The sequence below is a fragment of the Cupriavidus sp. DF5525 genome (genome assembly GCF_040149425.2).
Classification (GTDB): Bacteria; Pseudomonadota; Gammaproteobacteria; order Burkholderiales; family Burkholderiaceae; genus Cupriavidus; species Cupriavidus pickettii_A.
Map to the genome: position 1 here is coordinate 153,117 of NZ_CP168267.1, position 18,058 is coordinate 171,174.

General features: G+C 63.1%; 15 protein-coding genes. 13 read left to right on the plus strand and 2 right to left on the minus strand.

From position 1 onward, the window contains the following. Positions 1–87: 87 nt before the first annotated feature. The 5 genes from ABNX08_RS35065 (at position 88) to ABNX08_RS35085 (ending at position 6,475) form a co-directional block, all read left to right on the plus strand. Positions 88–507 carry a carboxymuconolactone decarboxylase family protein gene (locus ABNX08_RS35065; RefSeq protein WP_022539979.1) on the plus strand — a complete coding sequence of 140 codons (420 nt, stop codon included), beginning with the start codon at positions 88–90 and terminating at the stop codon, positions 505–507. A gap of 46 nt (positions 508–553) precedes the next feature. Next, positions 554–1,609 (plus strand): 3-keto-5-aminohexanoate cleavage protein, encoded by a 1,056-nt coding sequence (locus ABNX08_RS35070; protein ID WP_022539980.1) that lies wholly within the window; start codon positions 554–556, stop codon positions 1,607–1,609. Positions 1,610–1,757: 148 nt separating this feature from the next. After that, positions 1,758–2,990, plus strand: a complete 1,233-nt coding sequence (locus ABNX08_RS35075) for an MFS transporter (RefSeq protein WP_349607071.1) — start codon at positions 1,758–1,760, stop codon at positions 2,988–2,990. A gap of 89 nt (positions 2,991–3,079) precedes the next feature. Continuing rightward, positions 3,080–4,726 (plus strand): fatty acid--CoA ligase, encoded by a 1,647-nt coding sequence (locus ABNX08_RS35080; RefSeq protein ID WP_349607072.1) that lies wholly within the window; start codon positions 3,080–3,082, stop codon positions 4,724–4,726. Positions 4,727–5,173: 447 nt separating this feature from the next. Beyond that, positions 5,174–6,475, plus strand: coding sequence for an MFS transporter (locus ABNX08_RS35085; RefSeq protein WP_022539986.1), 1,302 nt, complete (start codon positions 5,174–5,176; stop codon positions 6,473–6,475). A gap of 475 nt (positions 6,476–6,950) precedes the next feature. On the opposite strand, the gene ABNX08_RS35090 is transcribed toward ABNX08_RS35085, so the two are convergent. After that, entirely contained in the window at positions 6,951–8,531 is a 1,581-nt protein-coding gene (locus ABNX08_RS35090; protein ID WP_022539987.1) for an isocitrate lyase, read from the minus strand. Positions 8,532–9,102: 571 nt separating this feature from the next. Here ABNX08_RS35090 and ABNX08_RS35095 point away from each other — a divergent pair. The 8 genes from ABNX08_RS35095 to ABNX08_RS35130 all read left to right on the plus strand — a co-directional run bounded on the left by ABNX08_RS35095 (position 9,103) and on the right by ABNX08_RS35130 (position 16,644). Then, a complete protein-coding gene (locus ABNX08_RS35095) occupies positions 9,103–9,534 on the plus strand; it encodes a hypothetical protein (protein WP_022539988.1) in 432 nt (143 codons plus the stop codon). A 201-nt stretch (positions 9,535–9,735) separates the two neighbouring features. Further along, positions 9,736–10,089: a hypothetical protein gene (locus ABNX08_RS35100; RefSeq protein ID WP_349607073.1), complete on the plus strand. Its 354-nt coding sequence runs from the start codon at positions 9,736–9,738 to the stop codon at positions 10,087–10,089. A 99-nt stretch (positions 10,090–10,188) separates the two neighbouring features. Then, positions 10,189–10,530, plus strand: a complete 342-nt coding sequence (locus tag ABNX08_RS35105; RefSeq protein ID WP_349607074.1) for a hypothetical protein — start codon at positions 10,189–10,191, stop codon at positions 10,528–10,530. After that, positions 10,502–11,404, plus strand: a complete 903-nt coding sequence (locus tag ABNX08_RS35110) for a TolC family protein (RefSeq protein ID WP_349607075.1) — start codon at positions 10,502–10,504, stop codon at positions 11,402–11,404. Before ABNX08_RS35105 ends, ABNX08_RS35110 begins: the two co-directional genes overlap by 29 nt. Then, on the plus strand, positions 11,401–11,958 hold the full coding sequence (locus ABNX08_RS35115; RefSeq protein ID WP_349607076.1) for a hypothetical protein: 558 nt from the start codon (positions 11,401–11,403) through the stop codon (positions 11,956–11,958). The genes ABNX08_RS35110 and ABNX08_RS35115 overlap by 4 nt, the downstream gene beginning before the upstream one ends. Before the next feature lie 8 nt (positions 11,959–11,966). Then, positions 11,967–13,091 (plus strand): efflux RND transporter periplasmic adaptor subunit, encoded by a 1,125-nt coding sequence (locus tag ABNX08_RS35120; protein ID WP_022539992.1) that lies wholly within the window; start codon positions 11,967–11,969, stop codon positions 13,089–13,091. A 9-nt stretch (positions 13,092–13,100) separates the two neighbouring features. Further along, on the plus strand, positions 13,101–16,205 hold the full coding sequence (locus ABNX08_RS35125) for an efflux RND transporter permease subunit (RefSeq protein ID WP_349607077.1): 3,105 nt from the start codon (positions 13,101–13,103) through the stop codon (positions 16,203–16,205). Positions 16,206–16,257: 52 nt separating this feature from the next. Continuing rightward, positions 16,258–16,644 carry a hypothetical protein gene (locus ABNX08_RS35130; RefSeq protein WP_022539994.1) on the plus strand — a complete coding sequence of 129 codons (387 nt, stop codon included), beginning with the start codon at positions 16,258–16,260 and terminating at the stop codon, positions 16,642–16,644. 66 nt (positions 16,645–16,710) lie between these two features. Here ABNX08_RS35130 and ABNX08_RS35135 read toward each other — a convergent pair whose 3' ends face one another. Then, positions 16,711–18,051: an MFS transporter gene (locus ABNX08_RS35135; protein WP_349607078.1), complete on the minus strand. Its 1,341-nt coding sequence runs from the start codon at positions 18,049–18,051 to the stop codon at positions 16,711–16,713. Positions 18,052–18,058: the final 7 nt, after the last annotated feature.

Consider the following 18,058-nt stretch of genomic DNA (forward strand, 5'->3'; position numbering starts at 1 on the left):
ATCGTCAAATTGGAATTGGTGGTTGGCCAATACTTCGGGTGTCGCGCCGAACCCCTTGTAGATGGCAACGATTCGAAGGAGACGATGATGAGTAGTGAGAAAAGCAGCAGGGCCGAGCCCAGCCCCACGCCGGTCTGCGACCAGATGCGGGCCACGGGGAACTGGAACCCTGCCTGGGACGCCTTTGCCGAACTCGACCCGATCTGGGCCGAGAAATTCATGGTGATGGGCGTGCATCCCATTCTCGCGGGCGTGCTCGAGCCGAAGGTGCTTGAGTTTCTTGCTATCGCAGTGGACGCGTCGTGCACCCATATGTACGCGCCGGGCACGCGCCGTCACATCCGCAAGGCGCTCGAACTTGGCGCCACCAAGGAAGAAATCGCCGCCGTGCTCCAGGCGGTCAGCGTGCTGGGGATTCACACCAGCAGCCTGGGAGCGCCAATTCTTCTCGAAGAGTTGGCCGCCATGCAACGGGAACGCGCTGCTGACGACCGCGCAGCCGCCTGAAGGCCATCCCCAGATCCAATCACATTCTCAAAGAGGAAGACAAGACATGCATTTCCTAGACGACTCCCTGCTGCCCGAAAATCAGGAAAAGCTCGTGATCCAGGTTGCGCCCTATGGCCCGCAGTGGATCCCGGGTGATTCGGATGACATTCCGGTCACCATGGACGAGCAGGTCCAGAAGGCAGTCGACTGCTACAACGCCGGCGCGACCGTGCTTCACGTGCATGTGCGCGAGGCCGATGGCAAGGGCAGCAAGCGCCTGTCCATGTTCAACGAGATGCTGGCGCGCCTGCGCGAGGCGGTGCCGAAGATGGTGCTGCAAGTGGGTGGTTCCATCTCGTTCGCCCCCGAGGACGAAGGCCAGGCTGCCAAATGGCTTACCGACGATACGCGCCACATGCTGGCCGAGCTGACGCCGCGTCCTGACCAGGTGACGATCGCCATCAACACCAGCCAGATGAACATCATGGAGCTGATGACGCCCGCTGACGTGGCCGGCACCTCGTTGACCAATCCGGCGATCCAGGCGGCTTACAACGACATGATCGTGCCGTCGAACCCGTCGTGGCATGTGGAGCACCTGAAGCGGCTGACCGCCGCCGGCATCCAGCCGCACTTCATGCTCGGCAGCCTGACCCAGTTGGAAACGGTTGAGCGCCTGATCCGCCGCGGCGTGTACACCGGGCCGCTGGTCCTGAACTATGTGGCGATCGGCGGCGGCCAATCCGGCCTGCATCCGGCCGACATGATCGAGTTCGTGCGCCGCACCCCGGATGGCGCCGTGCTCACGCTGGAGACGCTTAATCGCAATGTGGTGCCGATGAACACCATGGCCATCGCCATGGGTCTGCACGTGCGGGTCGGCATTGAGGACACGCTGTTCGGGCCGGACGGCGAGCGCGCGACTTCCGTGCAGCAGATCGAGAAGATGGTGCGCATCGCACGTGAGCTGAATCGCGAGATCGCCAGCGGCGAAGACGCACATCGCATCTATCAGACTGGTACGTACTGGAACAGCACCGACGAGACGCTGCGGCACCTCGGCATGACGCCGAACCGGGCGCCCGCACAGCGCGGCATTCCGCTGCGCAAAGCAGCCTAGCAAAAATGAATCGGGGCGGCGCGCGGCAGCGTACCGCGTCCGCCCCCGGGGCGCTGTAGAGCGCTTCTGGGCGCAACTATCAGTCCCCCTCAGGAGACAAAAGATGTTCTGGAAAAAGAGTCCTTCCACCGTCCTGGCAGGCCTGCTTGTGATCCACCTGCTGGCGCACGGGGATCGCAATATGCTGCTGGGCTTCTCGCCGCAAATCATTGCGGATCTCAATATCAGCAACGCACAGTATGGTTTCCTGGTTGGCGCCGTCTGGGTCCTGAGTTTCGGATTCATGGCCCTGTTCATGGGCTCGCTGGCCGACCGCTTCAGCCGCACGCGGGTCATCGCCGCCGGTGTATTGATCTGGAGCGCCTGCACATGGGCCTCCGGGCATGCCCAGAGCTTTGAACAAATGGTCGTGGCGCGCTTCTTTGTCGCCAGCGGCGAAGCCGCGCTGGTACCCGCGGCAGTGGCGTTGCTTGCCGAGTTGTTCTCCGCGAAGCGCCGCAGCTCGGCCATGGGCGTCTTCTTCATGGGCATTCCGTTGGGCGTCGGCTGCAGCTTCCTGCTCGCGGGAACGTTCGGTGCCGAGCATGGCTGGCGTACCACCTTCTATGCATTGGGCCTCATAGGCGTGGCTATCGCGGTGCTGCTCGCTTTCCTGAAGGATGACCGCAGCCAGCTCCCGCCGCACGAGCGGGGCGCGCCCTTCGGGCAGCAGGTGCGTTCGGTGCTGGGAACCATTCATGATCGTCCTGCGCTGCTGCTCATCATCATCGGCTTCGTACTCGTGCACATGATCTTTGCCGGGCTCGCCTTCACGCAACTGTGGCTGGTCAAGGAGCGCGGCATGGACGCCGCCGAAATCGCCACCCGCATCGGCATGCTGCAGCTTGCGTTCGGCGCGCTCGGCTCCCTCGTGGGTGGCGTCATCGGCGACAGCCTGGCCCGAAAGTTCCGCGGCTCCCACGCCTCGCTGATGACTTTCCTGGTCATCCTGTGCGCGGCACCGATGATCGCCTACCGCTTTGCCGCCCCCGGCTCGGCCGTTTTCTATATCGGCATGTGCGCGGGCTTCTTCCTGCCACTTACGCTGTACGGTCCGGTCAACGCCGCCATCATGAGCATGGTGCCCCAGCAGACACGCTCGACAGTGACTGGCTTCACGATGCTGTGCATCAATGTGTTCGCGGTCGCCATCGGCAATCTGGCTGTGGGCTGGGCGATCGACTATCTCGATACGCACGGCGTGCCAGCGCCGCTCACCCAGGTGGTGCTGGTAACCGATGTGATCGCGATCAGTTCGGCGCTGTTCTTCGCGCTGGCCGCGCGCGCCGCGCGCAGTGTGCCCCTGACGGGAAACATCGTCCAAAGTGCGAGCCAGGGTTAGGGCGCGGCATTGCAATCGCTCGTCGCTTTTGATCGGCACTCCCATCCCAATATCTCAACATCACCCGCTATTTCGAGGGGGAGGCTTACATGCAGCAAAATCTCATCATCCCAACGCCGTCGGCGTACGCGTACCCGTTGCTCATCAAGCAATTGCTGGTCAACGCACTGAGCCTTTACGGCGATCAGGAAATTGCCTATCGCGGCGACATGCGCTACAGCTTTCGCGAGTTCCGTCAACGCATCGGCCGGCTTGCGTCGGCGCTAAGCACGCTCGGTGCGCGCCACGGCACGACGGTGGCGGTGATGGACTGGGATAGCCATCGCTATCTGGAGGGCTACTTCGGCATTCCGATGATGGGGGCAACGCTGTTTACCGTGAACGTACGCCTGTCGCCGCAGCAGATCCTCTACACGCTGAATGACGCCGAGGCCGCGATTGTGCTGGTGCATGCGGACTTTCTCCCGGTCCTCGAGCAGATCAAGGATGGCCTCAAAGGTGTGCGCCAGGTTGTGGTGATGGCAGACGGCCAGGCCATGCCGCAGACAGAACTGCCGGTGGCGGGCGAGTACGAGGCGCTACTGGGGCAGGCCTCGCCCGGTTTCACGTTCCAAGACTTCGACGAGAATACCAAGGCGGCGACCTTCTACACGACAGGGACGACAGGCGACCCGAAGGGCGTGAGCTATAGTCACCGCGATATCGTCCTGCATGCCCTCGTCACGGCCACGAGCCTGTGTGCGCAAAAGGATGGCCAGCGCCTGCACCGCGAAGACGTCTACATGCCCATTACGCCGATGTTCCACGTGCTTGCATGGGGCATGCCATATGTCTCCGTCATGCTTGGCCTCAAGACTGTTCTACCCGGCCGCTACGCCCCCGACCTCCTGTTGAAACTGCGCGAGTCGGAGCGGGTCACCTTCTCCCATTGCGTCCCGACTATTCTGCAGATGCTGCTGCAGGCGTCACACGATGGCACGCACGATCTGTCGGGGTGGAAACTGATCATCGGCGGCTCGGCGCTTTCACACGCCCTGTGCGAAGCGGCTCTCGCCCGAGGTATCGATGTGTTCGCCGGCTACGGCATGTCGGAGACCGGACCAGTCGTTTCGCTGGCACAGCTTCCGCCTGGCCTTACGGATGCTGATCCGCGCGACGAGGTATGGATGCGATGCTCGCCCGGCCGTCCCGTGCCGTTGGTGGACTTCCGTGTCGTTGACGACGGGATGAACGATTTGCCGCGCGACGGCAAGAGCCAGGGGGAGATCGTCCTGCGCGCACCCTTTCTCACGCAGGGCTATATTAAGAAGCCCGAAGCGTCCGAGGAACTCTGGTCAGGCGGCTATTTGCACACGCAGGACATCGCGGTCATGACGCCAGACGGATTCGTTCAGATCGTCGATCGCATCAAGGACGTGATCAAGACCGGTGGCGAGTGGGTATCCTCAATCGAGGTGGAAGGCCTTATCGCCGACGTACCAGGCGTGCAAGAGTGCGCCGTGATCGGCGTGCGCGACGAGAAGTGGGGCGAGCGCCCGATGGCGTTCATCGTTTGCAAGCCTGGTATTCGGCTAGAGCCAGGGGCAATCTGCGAACGACTGCTGGAACATGTCGAATCGAAGCGAATCAGCAAATATGCCGTCCCGGAACTGGACCGCATAGCCTTTGTTTCCGAAATTCCGCGAACCAGTGTCGGCAAGATCAATAAGAAAGAACTACGCGAGCGCTCGGCCTGATCAGGATGGGGCGGCTTTGATATACGTGGCCCCCTCAGTTTCTTCTCATCCAGCCCTCCCCTGCCGGTGAGGTGCGAAGAGCGGTCATCCAGGGGGAGGCTGGCAATCATCTCTCCCTCGGCCAAAGCGGTCGGCCTCCGGAGCGCATCAAGGAACGGCCGAGTCTGGCCGGGAAGGGACCTCCGCCATCAGGCTGCCGGTCGGCGCTTGCCGACCCGTTGCCATCATTCGGGTTTCCGCGACGGCAACGTCCGGGCATCCCGCCTCATCGGCTGAGCGAGCTGTCCGGATTTCGCTTGCTTGAGCCGTGGATTGATATCAATGCAACGCCTCACTATTATGATTTGATGCGGCTGCTCGGGCAGGAGCCTGCGAGGAGAATCGTCATGCGGATGCTATGGAAGGCTGCGTTTCGGACATTCCCAGTCTTGCTGTTCGCCTCCGAGAATGCCGGCTGCTTCTGATCACAATGGTTCCGAGGGCAACAACCGAATCCTGCTATATTTCGGTTGGCTGACCCTGTTCGTCCATCTGGCAACGCCGGCCGGTTACCTGGTTGATATACAGACGTCGTACCTGCTCAAGAATCAGTTGCATGCGACGGCGACGGAGATATCGACATTCCGCCTGGTTACGGGCATACCCGTGTACATTGCGTTCGCTTTTGGACTCGCGCGCGACCATTGGAATCCGCTGGGATTGCGGGATCGCGGCTTCTTCCTGATTTTCGCTCCCGCAACCTCGGTGGCATTCATCTGGATGGCGTTTTCAGGTATCTCATACACGGGACTGGTCGTCGGGATGCTACTGGCAATGCTGTCGTCCCGATTTACTGCCGCAGCCTATCAGGGGTTGATCGCTCTGGTGGGTCAGGAGAAGCTCATGTCTGGGCGCCTGAGCGCTCTGTGTAACGTGGTCAGCTCCGTCCCCGTCGTCGCGGGAGCGTTCGCTTCCGGGTACGTCTCCGATCATCTTGCCGCGAAAGAGGCCTTCTTCCTGGTGGCGATGGTCACTTTTTTGATTGCCGTGTTTGGACTCTGGAAGCCCATTTCCGTCTTCGGCGATACGTACGAGAAGCCGCAGGCCAGGGGCGCAGATTTCGTTGGGAATATCAGGCGGCTGGTGAAGCATAAGGCCGTCTATCCAGCAGTTCTCATCTGCTTTCTATGGAACTTTGCGCCAGGATCGGCCACTCCGCTGCAGTTCTATCTGACCAATGAGCTGCATGCATCGGATTCCGTTTACTCGTACTACAACGGGATCTTTGCCGCCGCGTTCATCCCGACATTTTTCCTGTATGGCTTTCTGTGCAAGAAGGTATCGCTGAACAAGCTACTGTGGTGGGGAACGATCGTCGCAGTGCCGCAGATGATTCCGCTGGCATTTATTCACTCAGCCAATCTCGCGCTTGTATTGGCGGCACCGATAGGGCTGATGGGCGGTCTAGCCACGGCAGCATACTTCGATCTCGCGATGCGGTCCTGTCCGCCGGGCCTGCAAGGGACCTTGATGATGCTGGTGGAGGGCGTTCTGGCGCTCTCGGCGCGTGCCGGCGATCTATTGGGCTCATGGATCTATAGCAGCGGCGCAACGCACGGATTCACATTTTGTGTGGCCGCCACTACCGTGGTGTACGCACTGATCCTGCCCTTGATTCCGCTTACGCCGAAAGCATTGATTGCTACCAAGGATGGTGAACCAAATCCGGAGATCGAGGCCGAGGTGCTGAAACGAGATCCGGCGGATTGAGCCTACATAGACTTCCGCGGCTTGGGCGGGAGTAGGCCGGTTGATGGGGAAGCCGCCAAAAAAGGAGCGGAGTACGTGTAGGCCGACCCTCGAAGGGCTGGTCATAGCCGGCCTCGGCAGCTCAAAGCGGGGTGCTGGCCGTTCTGTGGCACATCGACGACCAACTTCCGGAGCCGACCCTCTCCGGACCCTTGGTCGAATTTTGCGAACGTCTCTACCCCGTTCAAAAGCGGCGGCTCCTGTCGGTACCGGCCATATTCACCAAGAATTATCCTGCTGCGGACATTTCCGGACGGATGCATCGGCACCGCCAGGTTGTCTGCCGAGTTCGTCGTCGTTCTCTACCGAGCCACACGTACAGCTTCTGCACGGAAGCGCACAAGAAAAATGTTTGATGAGAACCCCGCGAGCTATCTCGCCGGATAAAAAAACGCCAACCCATACGGTTGGCGTTTTGCTTGGGGTATTACTGGTATCAGAACTGGTTCATGGTGTTGTCTTTACCCGCCGCTTTCAGAGCCGCTTCGCCGCTGAAATACTCCTTGTGGTCGTCGCCGATGTCCGAGCCGGACATGTTCTGGTGCTTGACGCAGGCGATGCCCTGACGGATTTCCTTACGCTGCACGCCAGCCACATAACCCAGCATGCCCTGGTCGCCGAAGTATTCCTTGGCCAGGTTGTCGGTCGACAGTGCGGCGGTGTGGTAGGTCGGCAGTGTAATCAGGTGGTGGAAGATACCTGCTTCGCGCGACGCGTCGGCCTGGAAGGTCCGGATCTTTTCGTCGGCAAGCATCGCCAGTTCGGTCTGATCGTATTCCACGCTCATCAGCTGGGCGCGGTCGTATGCCGACACATCCTTGCCCGCGGCCTTCATCGCGTCATACGCCTGCTGGCGGAAGTTCAGGGTCCAGTTGAACGACGGGCTGTTGTTGTACACCAGCTTGGCGTTCGGGACGACCTTGCGAATCTCGCTGACCATGCCGCCGATTTGGGCGATATGCGGCTTTTCGGTTTCGATCCACAGCAGGTCAGCGCCGTTTTGCAGTGCGGTGATGCAATCGAGTACGCAGCGCGCTTCGCCCGTGCCGGCGCGGAACTGGAACAGGTTGCTAGGCAGGCGCTTAGGACGCAGCAGCTTGCCGTCGCGCTTGATGATGACGTCTCCATTGCCCAGTTCGTCGGCCGACAATTCGTCGCAATCGAGGAAGGAATTGTATTGGTCGCCCAAGTCGCCTGGCGTGTTGGTCACGGCGATCTGCTTGGTCAGGCCGGCACCCAGCGAGTCGGTACGGGCCACGATGATGCCGTCGTCCACGCCCAGTTCCAGGAAGGCGTAGCGGATGGCGCGGATCTTGGCCAGGAAGTCCTCGTGCGGCACGGTGACCTTGCCATCCTGGTGGCCGCACTGCTTCTCGTCGGACACCTGGTTTTCGATCTGAATGCAGCATGCGCCCGCTTCGATAAACTGCTTGGCCAGCAGGTAGGTTGCTTCGGCGTTGCCGAAACCCGCGTCGATGTCCGCGATAATGGGCACGACGTGGGTGACGTGGTTGTCGATTTTTTCCTGGATGGCGGCCTTGGCAGGGCCTTTGGCAGCGTCCAGCTCGCGGAACAGACCGCCCAGTTCACGGGCGTCGGCCTGGCGCAGGAAGGTGTACAGCTCGCGGATCAGCGCGCTGACGGAGGTTTTTTCGTGCATCGACTGGTCCGGCAGCGGGCCGAACTCGGAGCGCAGCGCGGCCACCATCCAGCCGGACAGGTAAAGGTAGCGACGGTCGGTGCTGTTGAAGTGCTTCTTGATGGAGATCATCTTCTGCTGGCCGATGAAGCCGTGCCAGCAGCCCAGCGACTGGGTGTACTTCGACGAGTCGGCATCGTAGGCGGCCATGTCGGCGCGCATGATCTTGGCGGTGTACTTGGCGATGTCCAGGCCCGTTTTGAACTTGTTCTGGGCACGCATGCGGGCGGCATACTCGGGATTGATGGCATTCCACGCGCTGCCGTGGTTCTCTTTCAAACCGGCAACTGCCTTGATGTCGTCTTGATACTTGGCCATGCGAATTTCCTAAGAATAAAGCGCGTTTGAAATAATTTGAGTGTGCCGACGGATGTCGAGGCAAGCAGCGTGACCTCATTGTAGGACCTTTTTGATGCGTCGCGGCCATGTCTTATATAAGACATAAGAGTTAATTTGTCTTTATTTTTCAATGAGATAGATGGTAAATTTCGCGATGTGGAACACCTTTTCAAAAAACGAAAAATACCGCTGCGGGAAACATGGAGTGAATTCCACAATGTGAAACGCGCTTTCAGTTGTCGGCGGGAGGGGCAAGCACGGATGGCTCGAGCAACGATAGGTGGGGGATTTTGTAGACGTCTGTTCCGACGAACAGTGCCCTGAGCAGGCGCGGCAACGTGTGGCTGTGTTCGTGTCCGCTTCGGTCATTCGATCACGAGCGATGCTCGTCGGAAACTGGCCGGGAGCGGCCGGTCGCCGCGGTATGCCGGTGTCTAGCCGCCTTCATCCAAGCCCGAGATGGAGTCCTATGGTAAGGTTGGCGGGATGAGTTCAGGACTTCAACTGGTGATGCATGGGCCGCACCTATGTGCTGGGAGAGTGATGGAGCGTGAGTGATGCGAAGCAGGAAACGCGGCGCACGCTGCGGACTGAGAGAGTTTCAATCAGCAGGGCGTTGCGCCTGAGCGTGCCGCCAGAGGCCAGGCCTGCGCCGGTCAACGGGAAAGACTGGCTGCGGCAGAGGAAAGAGCAATTGCAGGCTGCCCGTGCCGCTGCCAAGCAAAGGCGCGATCTACTAAGAGCCGAAATCATGTCGGCCGTGCAAGATGTCGCCCGAGAGGAACGCACTGCTGCGCGGCTAGAAGCTGAGCGCCTGAAGGCGGAAGCCAAGACCGCGCGGACCCACACGCGGGAGGACGCACGCGCCGCCGCCAAGTTCGAGCGCGGCCAACCAACCCGCTCGGCGTCCAAACGAAAGACGCTTTCCAATGAGAAACGCAAGCTGGTGTCTTACGCTGATCTGTTGCGGATGCGTGGGTGATCTGGCGGAAGTTCGCCAGAGCGGACTGCCTATCGATTTCGTGGAAAGCGGCTTCGATCTCGTGCGGGGTTAGTTCGAGAAGGGAGCATTGCAGCGGCTACGAAGTGATTAACGTTCAGCGGCCTTGCCGCCACAATCGGTTACACGGTCTCCCCGCCAGTCCCGCGCCAGCCCGCTACAGGTCAGGTAGAATCCCGCCCTATGTCGCGCGTGATTGCCATCCTCCTGATGCTGATCCTGCCGCTGCAGGCCTTGGCTGCAGCGCAGCGGCAACTCGTACATTCGGCCGGCTTCCCGCCGGACCATATGGCGGCGCACGCCGAGCATGTCCCCCATCACCACGATGACGACGGGGAGATCGCGTTCGACGATTCCACAGCATCCGCGTCGCACCAACTCGACTTCGACTACGGCACCCACTTCCAGGCGCCGCTGCCAGCGGGCCTGCTGTTGCCGCTGTCGCAGCAGACGCAGCCCGAGCCGTTATTCCTCGCCGGCCGCATGCCTGATCCCCGCGGCAGTCCACCTTTACGCCCCCCTCACGCGCCCGCCTGACGGCGGGGCATTGACCTCCTGATTGCATACCGTGGCGCAATGGCTTGCGCCGCGCCCCGCCGCATTGCCTGTGTCATCGCGATTTGCGTTGGGGATTCCATGCAGAAGTTTTTCATTTCCATTGTTGCGTCTGCGCTGCTGATGCCGTCGGCCCATGGCCAGCGTGCGCCGGCGGATCTGCACGCGCTTTTTAATACCGCGTGGGAGCGGTCCGTTGCATTCCAGGCAACCGAGGGGCGGCGCCTGGAGGCGGCGGCCAGTCGGGTCCAGGCGGATTCGCTGCTCGCCGGGCCACCGACGCTCGGTCTGCTGCACCGCGACGACCGCTGGACCGAGAAGCGCGGCCTGCGCGAGAGCGAGGTCCAGCTTGGCGTCGGTGTGGATGCCGGGCCAGCGCGCGGCACGCGGCGACTTGGCCGACGCACAAGCGGCCGAGGCTGAAGCCGGCGCCGCATTGGCGCGGCTGAACGTTGCCGCCGAGGTGCGCGAGCGTGTCTGGCAGCTCGCGGCCGCGGAAGGGGAGCGCGATGTGCTGCGGCTTCGTGTAGAGATCGCCGTGTCGTTGCGCGACGACGTGCGGCGGCGGGTCACCGCCGGCGACCTCGCGCGCACCGACCTGCTGCTGGCGCAGCAGGACTACCTGGCGGCGCAGGGCCTGCTCGCGGACAGCGAGGCCGGCCTGGTGGACGCCAGGGCGCGGCTGCTGCAAGCGACCGGAGTATCGGCACTGCCGCTGCGGTATGACGAAGCGGCAGCGCCTGTGAGCGATCCTGCCGCGGATGCCGTGAGCCATCCGCGGCTTGAAGCGGCGCAGCGGGCAGTGCTGCGTAGCGAGCGCCAGGTGGGCTACCTGCGCAAATCGCGCCGCGACCCGCCGGAAGTTGGCGTGATGTACCGCAACGACCGTGCGGGCCGCGGCATGCCCAGCGACCAGACTGTCGGCCTTTTCATCAGGATCCCGTTTGCCACCGACGCGCGCAACTTGCCACGCGAGACTGCTGCACAGACGGAGCTGATGACAGCCCGGGCCGAGCTCGATCGCACCGAACGCATCGTGCGCTCCGATATCGACGCGGCACAGTCGGCGCTGTCGCTCGCAGAGCTGCAACTCAAACTTATCGAAGAGCGCAGCGCCACGCTGTCTGAACGGGCAGCGCTGCTGCGCAAGACATTCAATGCCGGCGAAATCGGCTTGCCTGAAGTGCTGCGCGCACAGAACCAGGCCCTCGAAGCCGAAGCCGACCTGGCGCGTCAGCGTGCCCGGCGTGGCATCGCCACTGCCAAGCTGAACCAGGCTCTCGGAGTCTTGCCATGATCCGCCAGCTCATTCTCACCCTGCTCTTGTCCCTTGCCTGCGCCGCGCATGCCGCGCCGGGCGCCCATGGCCCCAATGGCGAGCATCTGGATGCGCCGGCGAGCACCGGCGCCGCGGCGAATGCCCAGCCCGTCATCGAAGCCAATACGGAATCGTTCGAGCTGGTTGGCACGCTGGCCGCTGATGAGCTCTCGGTGATGGTCGACCGCTACGCCACCAACGAGCCGGTGCTGAACGGCACGCTGGAGGTCGAGTTCAACGGCATCAAGGCACAAGGCAAGCTGCACGCCGACTTCGGCGACTACTCCTTTACCGACGAGAAACTTCTCAAGGCGCTGCGCCAACCGGGCAACCATGCGCTCGTGTTCACGCTCGTTGCCGGCAAGGAGTCGGACCTGATCGAGGGGACCCTGAACGTTGCCGCGGACGGGCACGCCTACGGCCTCGGGGCATTCTGGCGAGCGCGCTGGCCGTGGGTCGTCCTGCTTGTAGCGGTTGTCCTGGCCGCCGCAGTCTGGGGCGTGAGGCGCCGCAATATCCAAAAGAGGAACTGAGGCCCGACATGCTGAAGACATCCAGTTTCGCAACGATCGCCATCGCGCTGGCTGCCTGCGCAACCATGCCGGCACTGGCCGGGCCCGGTGCACACGGGCCCGGTGGCGAACACCTTGATGCACCGGGGGTGGTGTCCGGCAGCGGCGGCCTGGCTCGGCTGCCCGACGGCAGTGTCCAGGTGCCCAAGCTCGCGCAACGCCGCATGGGCATCCGGACCACAATGCCGCAGGAAGCCTTGCACCCCGTGACCGTAGAGCTGAATGCCGTGGTGGCGATCGACCCCAATGCGGGCGGGCGTCTGCAGGCAGGGCACCCGGGCTGGATCGAGCCGCCGCCGGACGGCTTTCCGGTGTTGGGGCAGCGTGTCAGCAAGGGCCAGGTGCTGGCCGTGCTACGGCACAAGAGCGAGCCCTTCGATATCGGCAATCAGCAGGCGCAGTTCGCCAACCTGAGCGCCAACCTGAAGCTGGCCCGGCAACGGCTGCAGCGGTTGGAATCGCTGCAGGACAGTATTCCGCGCAAGGAGATCGAAGCTGCCCGCGCCGAGGTCCAGAGTCTTTCCGGCCAGCGCGAGGCGGTGGGCAAGAGTCTGCACCAGACCGACTCGCTGACCGCGCCGGCCAGCGGCGTCATTGCCACGGCCAATGTGCTGGCCGGTCAAGTGGTTGCCGCTGGCGACGTGCTGTACGAAGTGGTTGACCCATCCCGGATGCTGATCGAGGCCAACACCGCGGATGCCTCGCTTGCCAACCGTATCCAGGGCGGGACCCTGGGCCGGTCGGACGGAGGCAAGCTGGAGTTCATCGGCGCCGGCCGCAGCCTGAAGAATGGCGCCGTGCCGCTGATGTTCCGGCTGACGGGCAATGCGGTGCCGCTTGCCGTCGGGCAGCCAGTGACTGTGGTTGCTACGCTAACCGATACGGTCAAGGGCATCGCATTGCCAAGCGAGGCCCTGGTCCGCAATGCCAGCAACCTGCCGGTGGTGTGGATCAAGTCCGGCACGCAGCGCTTTATCGCCCAGCCGGTTGAAGCTCGCGTGCTGGATGCGGGAACGGTTGTCGTGGTCAAGGGACTATCGCCGGAGAACCGGGTGGTGGTGTCCGGGGCGGCGCTTATCAACCAGATCCGCTGAGGGGCGCGCATGTTCAACTGGATCGTTCGCGCGAGCCTCGGCAACCGGCTGCTGGTACTAGCCGTCGCCATAATCCTGATGGTGTACGGCGGCGTGACCGCATGGCGCACGCCGGTGGATGTTTTCCCGGACCTCAACAAGCCGCTGGTGACGGTCATCACCGAGTCCGGCGGCATGGCGCCGCAGGAAGTGGAACTGCTGGTGTCGTTCCCGATCGAGGCCGCGCTCAACGGCATGCCGGGCGTCACCCGGGTCCGCTCGGTGTCGGGCGTCGGCCTGTCGATCGTCTACGCCGAGTTCGACTGGGGCAGCGATATCTATCGCAACCGCCAGCTTGTGTCGGAGCGGCTGGCGCTGGTGAAGGAACAGTTGCCTGGCGGGCTCACGCCCATCCTCGGACCGGTCTCGTCGATCATGGGCGAGATCATGCTGATCGCCTTGCCGATCGACCCGACCAAAGCCAGCCCGATGCACGCGCGCGAGTATGCCGACTTCGTGCTGCGGCCGCGCTTGCTGTCGGTGGCCGGCGTGTCGCAGGTCATCCCGATCGGCGGCGAGGTGCGCCAGCTCCGGGTGGAACCGGACACCGCCAGGATGGCGCAGTTCGGCGTGGCGTTGCCGCAGGTGGAAAGCGCGTTGCGCGACTTCTCCGCCAATACCAGCGGCGGCTTCATCGACCTGAACGGCCGCGAATACCTGATCCGCAACCTCGGGCGCACCAACCGGCTCGACGACCTGAAGGGGCTGGCAGTCGCCTACAAGGACGGCATCCCGGTGCTGCTGGAGCAGGTAGCCGGCGTGCGTTATGCCGCGGCGCTCAAGCGCGGCGATGCCGGATTCAACGGCAAGCCGGCAGTGATTGTCAGCGTGCAGAAGCAGCCCGCGGCCGACACGGTACGGCTGACGCGGGACCTGGAAGCAGCGCTCGGCGAACTGAAGCAGGGGCTGCCGCCGGGCCTGTCGCCGCCGCAGGTACTATTCCGGCAAGCGGACTTTATCGAGGCCTCGATCGGCAACGTAGTCGAGGCGCTGCGCGACGGCGCCATCATGGTGACCGTGATCCTCTTCGCCTTCCTGCTGAGCGCGCGCACCACCGCGATCTCGCTCGTGGCGATCCCGCTGTCGCTCGCCGTCACCGCGCTGGCTTTCCACCTGCTGGGCCAGTCGATTAACGTGATGACGCTGGGCGGCCTTGCCATCGCCATCGGCGAGTTGGTCGACGACGCAGTAGTCGACGTGGAGAACATCCAGCGCCGGCTCAGGCAGCGCGTAAGCATGGAGGACCCGTCGTCCGTGCTGGAAACCATCTGGCGCGCCTCGGTCGAAGTCCGCTCCGGCATCGTCTATGCCACGCTGGTGGTGGTGCTGGTGTTCGTGCCGCTGTTTGCGCTGCCGGGTATCGAAGGGCGCCTGTTCGCGCCGCTGGGTATCGCCTACATCGTGTCGATCCTGGCATCGATGCTGGTGTCGATGACGGTGACGCCGGTGCTGTCGTACTACCTGCTGCCGCGGATGAAGCGGCTGGAGCATCCGGACAGCCCGCTGGTGGCGTGGCTCAAGCGGGTCGATGCAAGGATCCTGGGCTGGTCGTTCCCGCGCGCCAAAACGGTGCTTGCCGCGGCTGCGGTCGCCGTCGCGCTGGCAGCCGCCACCGTGCCTTTCATGCCGCGAGCCTTCCTGCCAGCCTTCAATGAAGGCTCGCTGGTGATGTCGCTGATGTTCAATCCGGGCACCTCGCTGGCCGAAGCCAACCGCATGGGTGCCCTGGCGGAGACGCTGATCCGGCAGGTTCCGGAGGTGACGCAGGTCGGGCGGCGCACCGGCCGTGCCGAACTGGACGAACATGCCGAAGGCGTGCATTCCTCCGAGATCGACGTCGACCTGAAGCGCTCCGACCGCAGTCGGGAGCAAGTGATGGCCGCCATCCGCGTCCAGCTTGGCAGTCTCCCTGCGTCGGTGGCGATCGGCCAGCCGATTTCCCACCGGCTGGATCACTTGCTTTCCGGTGTGCGGGCACAGATCGCGCTGAAGATCTATGGCGATGATCTCGATACGCTGCGCGGCCTGGCGGAGAACGTGCGCGGGCGGCTTGCTGCCATACCAGGACTCGTCGATATCACGGTCGAGCGCCAGGTATTGATACCGCAAGTCAATGTGCGACTCGATTACCGGAAGGCCGCGCAATACGGCATCCCGGCGGGTGAGGCGCTGAAGGCCTTGCAGACGTTGTCGGATGGCACGCGGGTAACGCAGGTGATCGAAGGCGTGCGCCGCTACGACCTTGTGGTGCGGTTGCCCGATACCGGCCGTACGCCACAGGACCTGTCCCGCGTCATGCTGGATTCGCCGCGTGGCGCGGTGCCGTTGTCGGCAATTGCCAACGTCGAGGATGGCGACGGCCCGAACCAGATCGGGCGCGAGAACGGCCGCCGGCGCATCGTAGTCTATGCCAATACCGACGGCTCGGATATGTCGAAGATCATCGGCGATGTGCGCAGCGCGGCCGCGCGCGCCGGGCTGCCCGGCGGCTATTTCGTCAGCATCGAGGGGCAGTTCCAGGCGCAGGAGCAGGCGACGCAACTGATCGTGCTGCTGTCCCTCGTTTCGCTGGCGCTGATCTACCTGGTGCTTTACTCGCGCTACCGCTCTGCGACACTCACGCTGATAATCATGGCGAACATCCCGCTGGCGTTGATCGGCAGCGTGATCGCCATGTGGATCGGCGGCCTGACGCTGTCGGTGGCGTCCATGGTCGGCTTCATCACGCTGACTGGCATCGCCACCCGCAACGGCATCCTGAAAGTCAGCCACTACATCAACCTGTGCCGCTTTGAAGGGGAAACCTTTGGTATCCCGATGATCGTGCGTGGGTCGCTGGAGCGGCTGACGCCGGTACTGATGACCGCGCTGGTCGCGGCGTTCGCGCTGGTGCCGTTGCTGGTGTCAGCCGACGCGCCCGGCAAGGAAATCCTGCATCCGGTGGCGGTGGTGATTTTCGGCGGGTTGGTCAGTTCGACCATCCTGGATTCCTTGCTGACACCATTGGCGTTCTGGTTGTTCGGGCGCCGCCCGCTGGAGCGGATCCTGTCGCAACCGCAGGGCGACGCGTACTGATTGCGGGCTTTGGCAGCGACGCCCGTAAGTCGCTGCACCAATGGAGTATTCGATGAAGAAACAGATCTCAGTCATGTTGTTTGCCGGCAGCCTCGCACTGTCCGGCCTCTCCGGCCTGGCCATGGCCCACGGCGCCAAGCCCGCTCAGTACGGCGGCATCGTGCAGACCGCCAGCGACCTGCAGTTCGAGTTGGTCAACAAGGATGGCGCCGTCACCATTTATGTCGACGACCATGACAAGAAGCTGCCGGTGGCTGGTGCCAGCGGCAAGCTGACGGTGCTGACCGGCGCCCAGAAGACGGAAACGGCGCTGAACCCGGGGACGGACAATGCGCTCGTGGCAGCCGACAAGCTGCAGCTCAAAGCCGGCTCCAAGCTGGTCGCGACGATCAAGTTTGCCGACGGCAAGACCGTGACGGCACGCTTTGTGGCGAAGTAATACAAGGACCGGCCGGCTTCATAAGCCACTGTGACCATCAGATGCCGGAGCGAACGGACATGCGCGCTAGTGAAGGTCCGGCCATCTGGGATGGAGATCATCAATCGTGAAGGCGTGCCGGTGGCTGTGGCTGCCCGTGCGCTCGCCTTCAGACAGGTGGTCCTCGAGCGCCGTATCCGCCGGATGGCTGTGGTCGAGGATATCGTGATCTGCGGCCGGCCACATCCGCCAGGCAATCCCCACACCAAGGACTGTCAGCGCAGCGAGGACGGCAAAGGTCGGCGCCATGCCCAGCCTCGCACCAAGCTGCCCGGCCAGCGGATACGTGACCAGCCAGCACGCATGCGACAGGGAAAACTGCGCGGCGAAGATTGCCGGCCGGTCGGCCGAGCTTGCCGAGCGACGCAGCAAGCGCCCGCTGGGCGTCAGCGTCATCGAGTAACCAATGCCGATGGTGAACCAGGCTGCAAGGAATGTCGGCCATTCAGCCGGCCCTCCCAGCCCCGCGATAGCGATGCCGGCCAGCAAGCCAAGCGCCATGACCGAAGCACCGGTTAGCATGGCGGGCCTGTCGGGCCGCCTGTCGAGGTACTTCGGCAGCAGCAATGCCACGAGCATCGATCCGCATCCGAACGCAGCCAATGCAATCGGAACGTCGCTGGCGGGCCGCTGCATTTTGCTTTGCACGTAGACGACAGTATTCACGAAGACCATCGAACTCGCCGCCGCAGCGGCAAGGTTCAGCGCAAGCAAGCCCCTGAGGCGCGGCGTCCGCAGATAGATCGACATGCCATGAGATGTCTTGGCGTAGATGCTTCCCGATCGCTCCACTGCCCGTGACTGAGGCAGGCGCACAGAAACAACCAGCGCAGCCGAAACGAGGAAGCCGATGACGGTACCGGCAAACAGCCAGTGGAAGCCGATCACCGTCAACAGCGCCGCGGCCAGCGCAGGGCTGGCAAGGCTTTCCAGGTCATACGCCAACCGCGACAATGACAATGCCCTGGTGTAGTCCTTCTCGTCGGGCAGAACGTCGGGGATCGTCGCCTGGAACGTGGGCGTGAACGCCGCCGACGCCGACTGGAGTAGGAAAATGAGGAGATAGATTTGCCAGGCTTCGGTCACGAACGGTAGCGAGACCGCGACACCGGCACGGACCAAGTCCATCGACACCAGGAACGCGCGCCGGGGCAGCCGGTTCGCGAACGCACCGACGACCGGTGCGACACCGACATAGGCGACCATCTTGATCGCCAGCGCTGTGCCGAGGACGGTGCCGGCGTTCGCGCCAGCCAGGTCATAGGCCAGCAACCCTAGCGCAACAGTCGCCAGCCCGGTGCCAATCAGTGCGATAACCTGCGCGAGAAGCAGGTGGCGGTAGGTGCGGTTGGCCAGGGCATCCAGCATAACTGTG

Bases quoted from the DNA above. Each gene is read 5' to 3' on its own strand.
- ABNX08_RS35065 (WP_022539979.1), top strand. From the start codon at position 88: ATGAGTAGTGAGAAAAGCAGCAGGGCCGAGCCCAGCCCCACGCCGGTC.
- ABNX08_RS35070 (WP_022539980.1), top strand. From the start codon at position 554: ATGCATTTCCTAGACGACTCCCTGCTGCCCGAAAATCAGGAAAAGCTC.
- ABNX08_RS35080 (WP_349607072.1), top strand. From the start codon at position 3,080: ATGCAGCAAAATCTCATCATCCCAACGCCGTCGGCGTACGCGTACCCG.
- ABNX08_RS35085 (WP_022539986.1), top strand. From the start codon at position 5,174: ATGCCGGCTGCTTCTGATCACAATGGTTCCGAGGGCAACAACCGAATC.
- ABNX08_RS35090 (WP_022539987.1), bottom strand. From the start codon at position 8,531: ATGGCCAAGTATCAAGACGACATCAAGGCAGTTGCCGGTTTGAAAGAG.
- ABNX08_RS35100 (WP_349607073.1), top strand. From the start codon at position 9,736: ATGTCGCGCGTGATTGCCATCCTCCTGATGCTGATCCTGCCGCTGCAG.
- ABNX08_RS35105 (WP_349607074.1), top strand. From the start codon at position 10,189: ATGCAGAAGTTTTTCATTTCCATTGTTGCGTCTGCGCTGCTGATGCCG.
- ABNX08_RS35115 (WP_349607076.1), top strand. From the start codon at position 11,401: ATGATCCGCCAGCTCATTCTCACCCTGCTCTTGTCCCTTGCCTGCGCC.
- ABNX08_RS35120 (WP_022539992.1), top strand. From the start codon at position 11,967: ATGCTGAAGACATCCAGTTTCGCAACGATCGCCATCGCGCTGGCTGCC.
- ABNX08_RS35125 (WP_349607077.1), top strand. From the start codon at position 13,101: ATGTTCAACTGGATCGTTCGCGCGAGCCTCGGCAACCGGCTGCTGGTA.
- ABNX08_RS35130 (WP_022539994.1), top strand. From the start codon at position 16,258: ATGAAGAAACAGATCTCAGTCATGTTGTTTGCCGGCAGCCTCGCACTG.
- ABNX08_RS35135 (WP_349607078.1), bottom strand. From the start codon at position 18,051: ATGCTGGATGCCCTGGCCAACCGCACCTACCGCCACCTGCTTCTCGCG.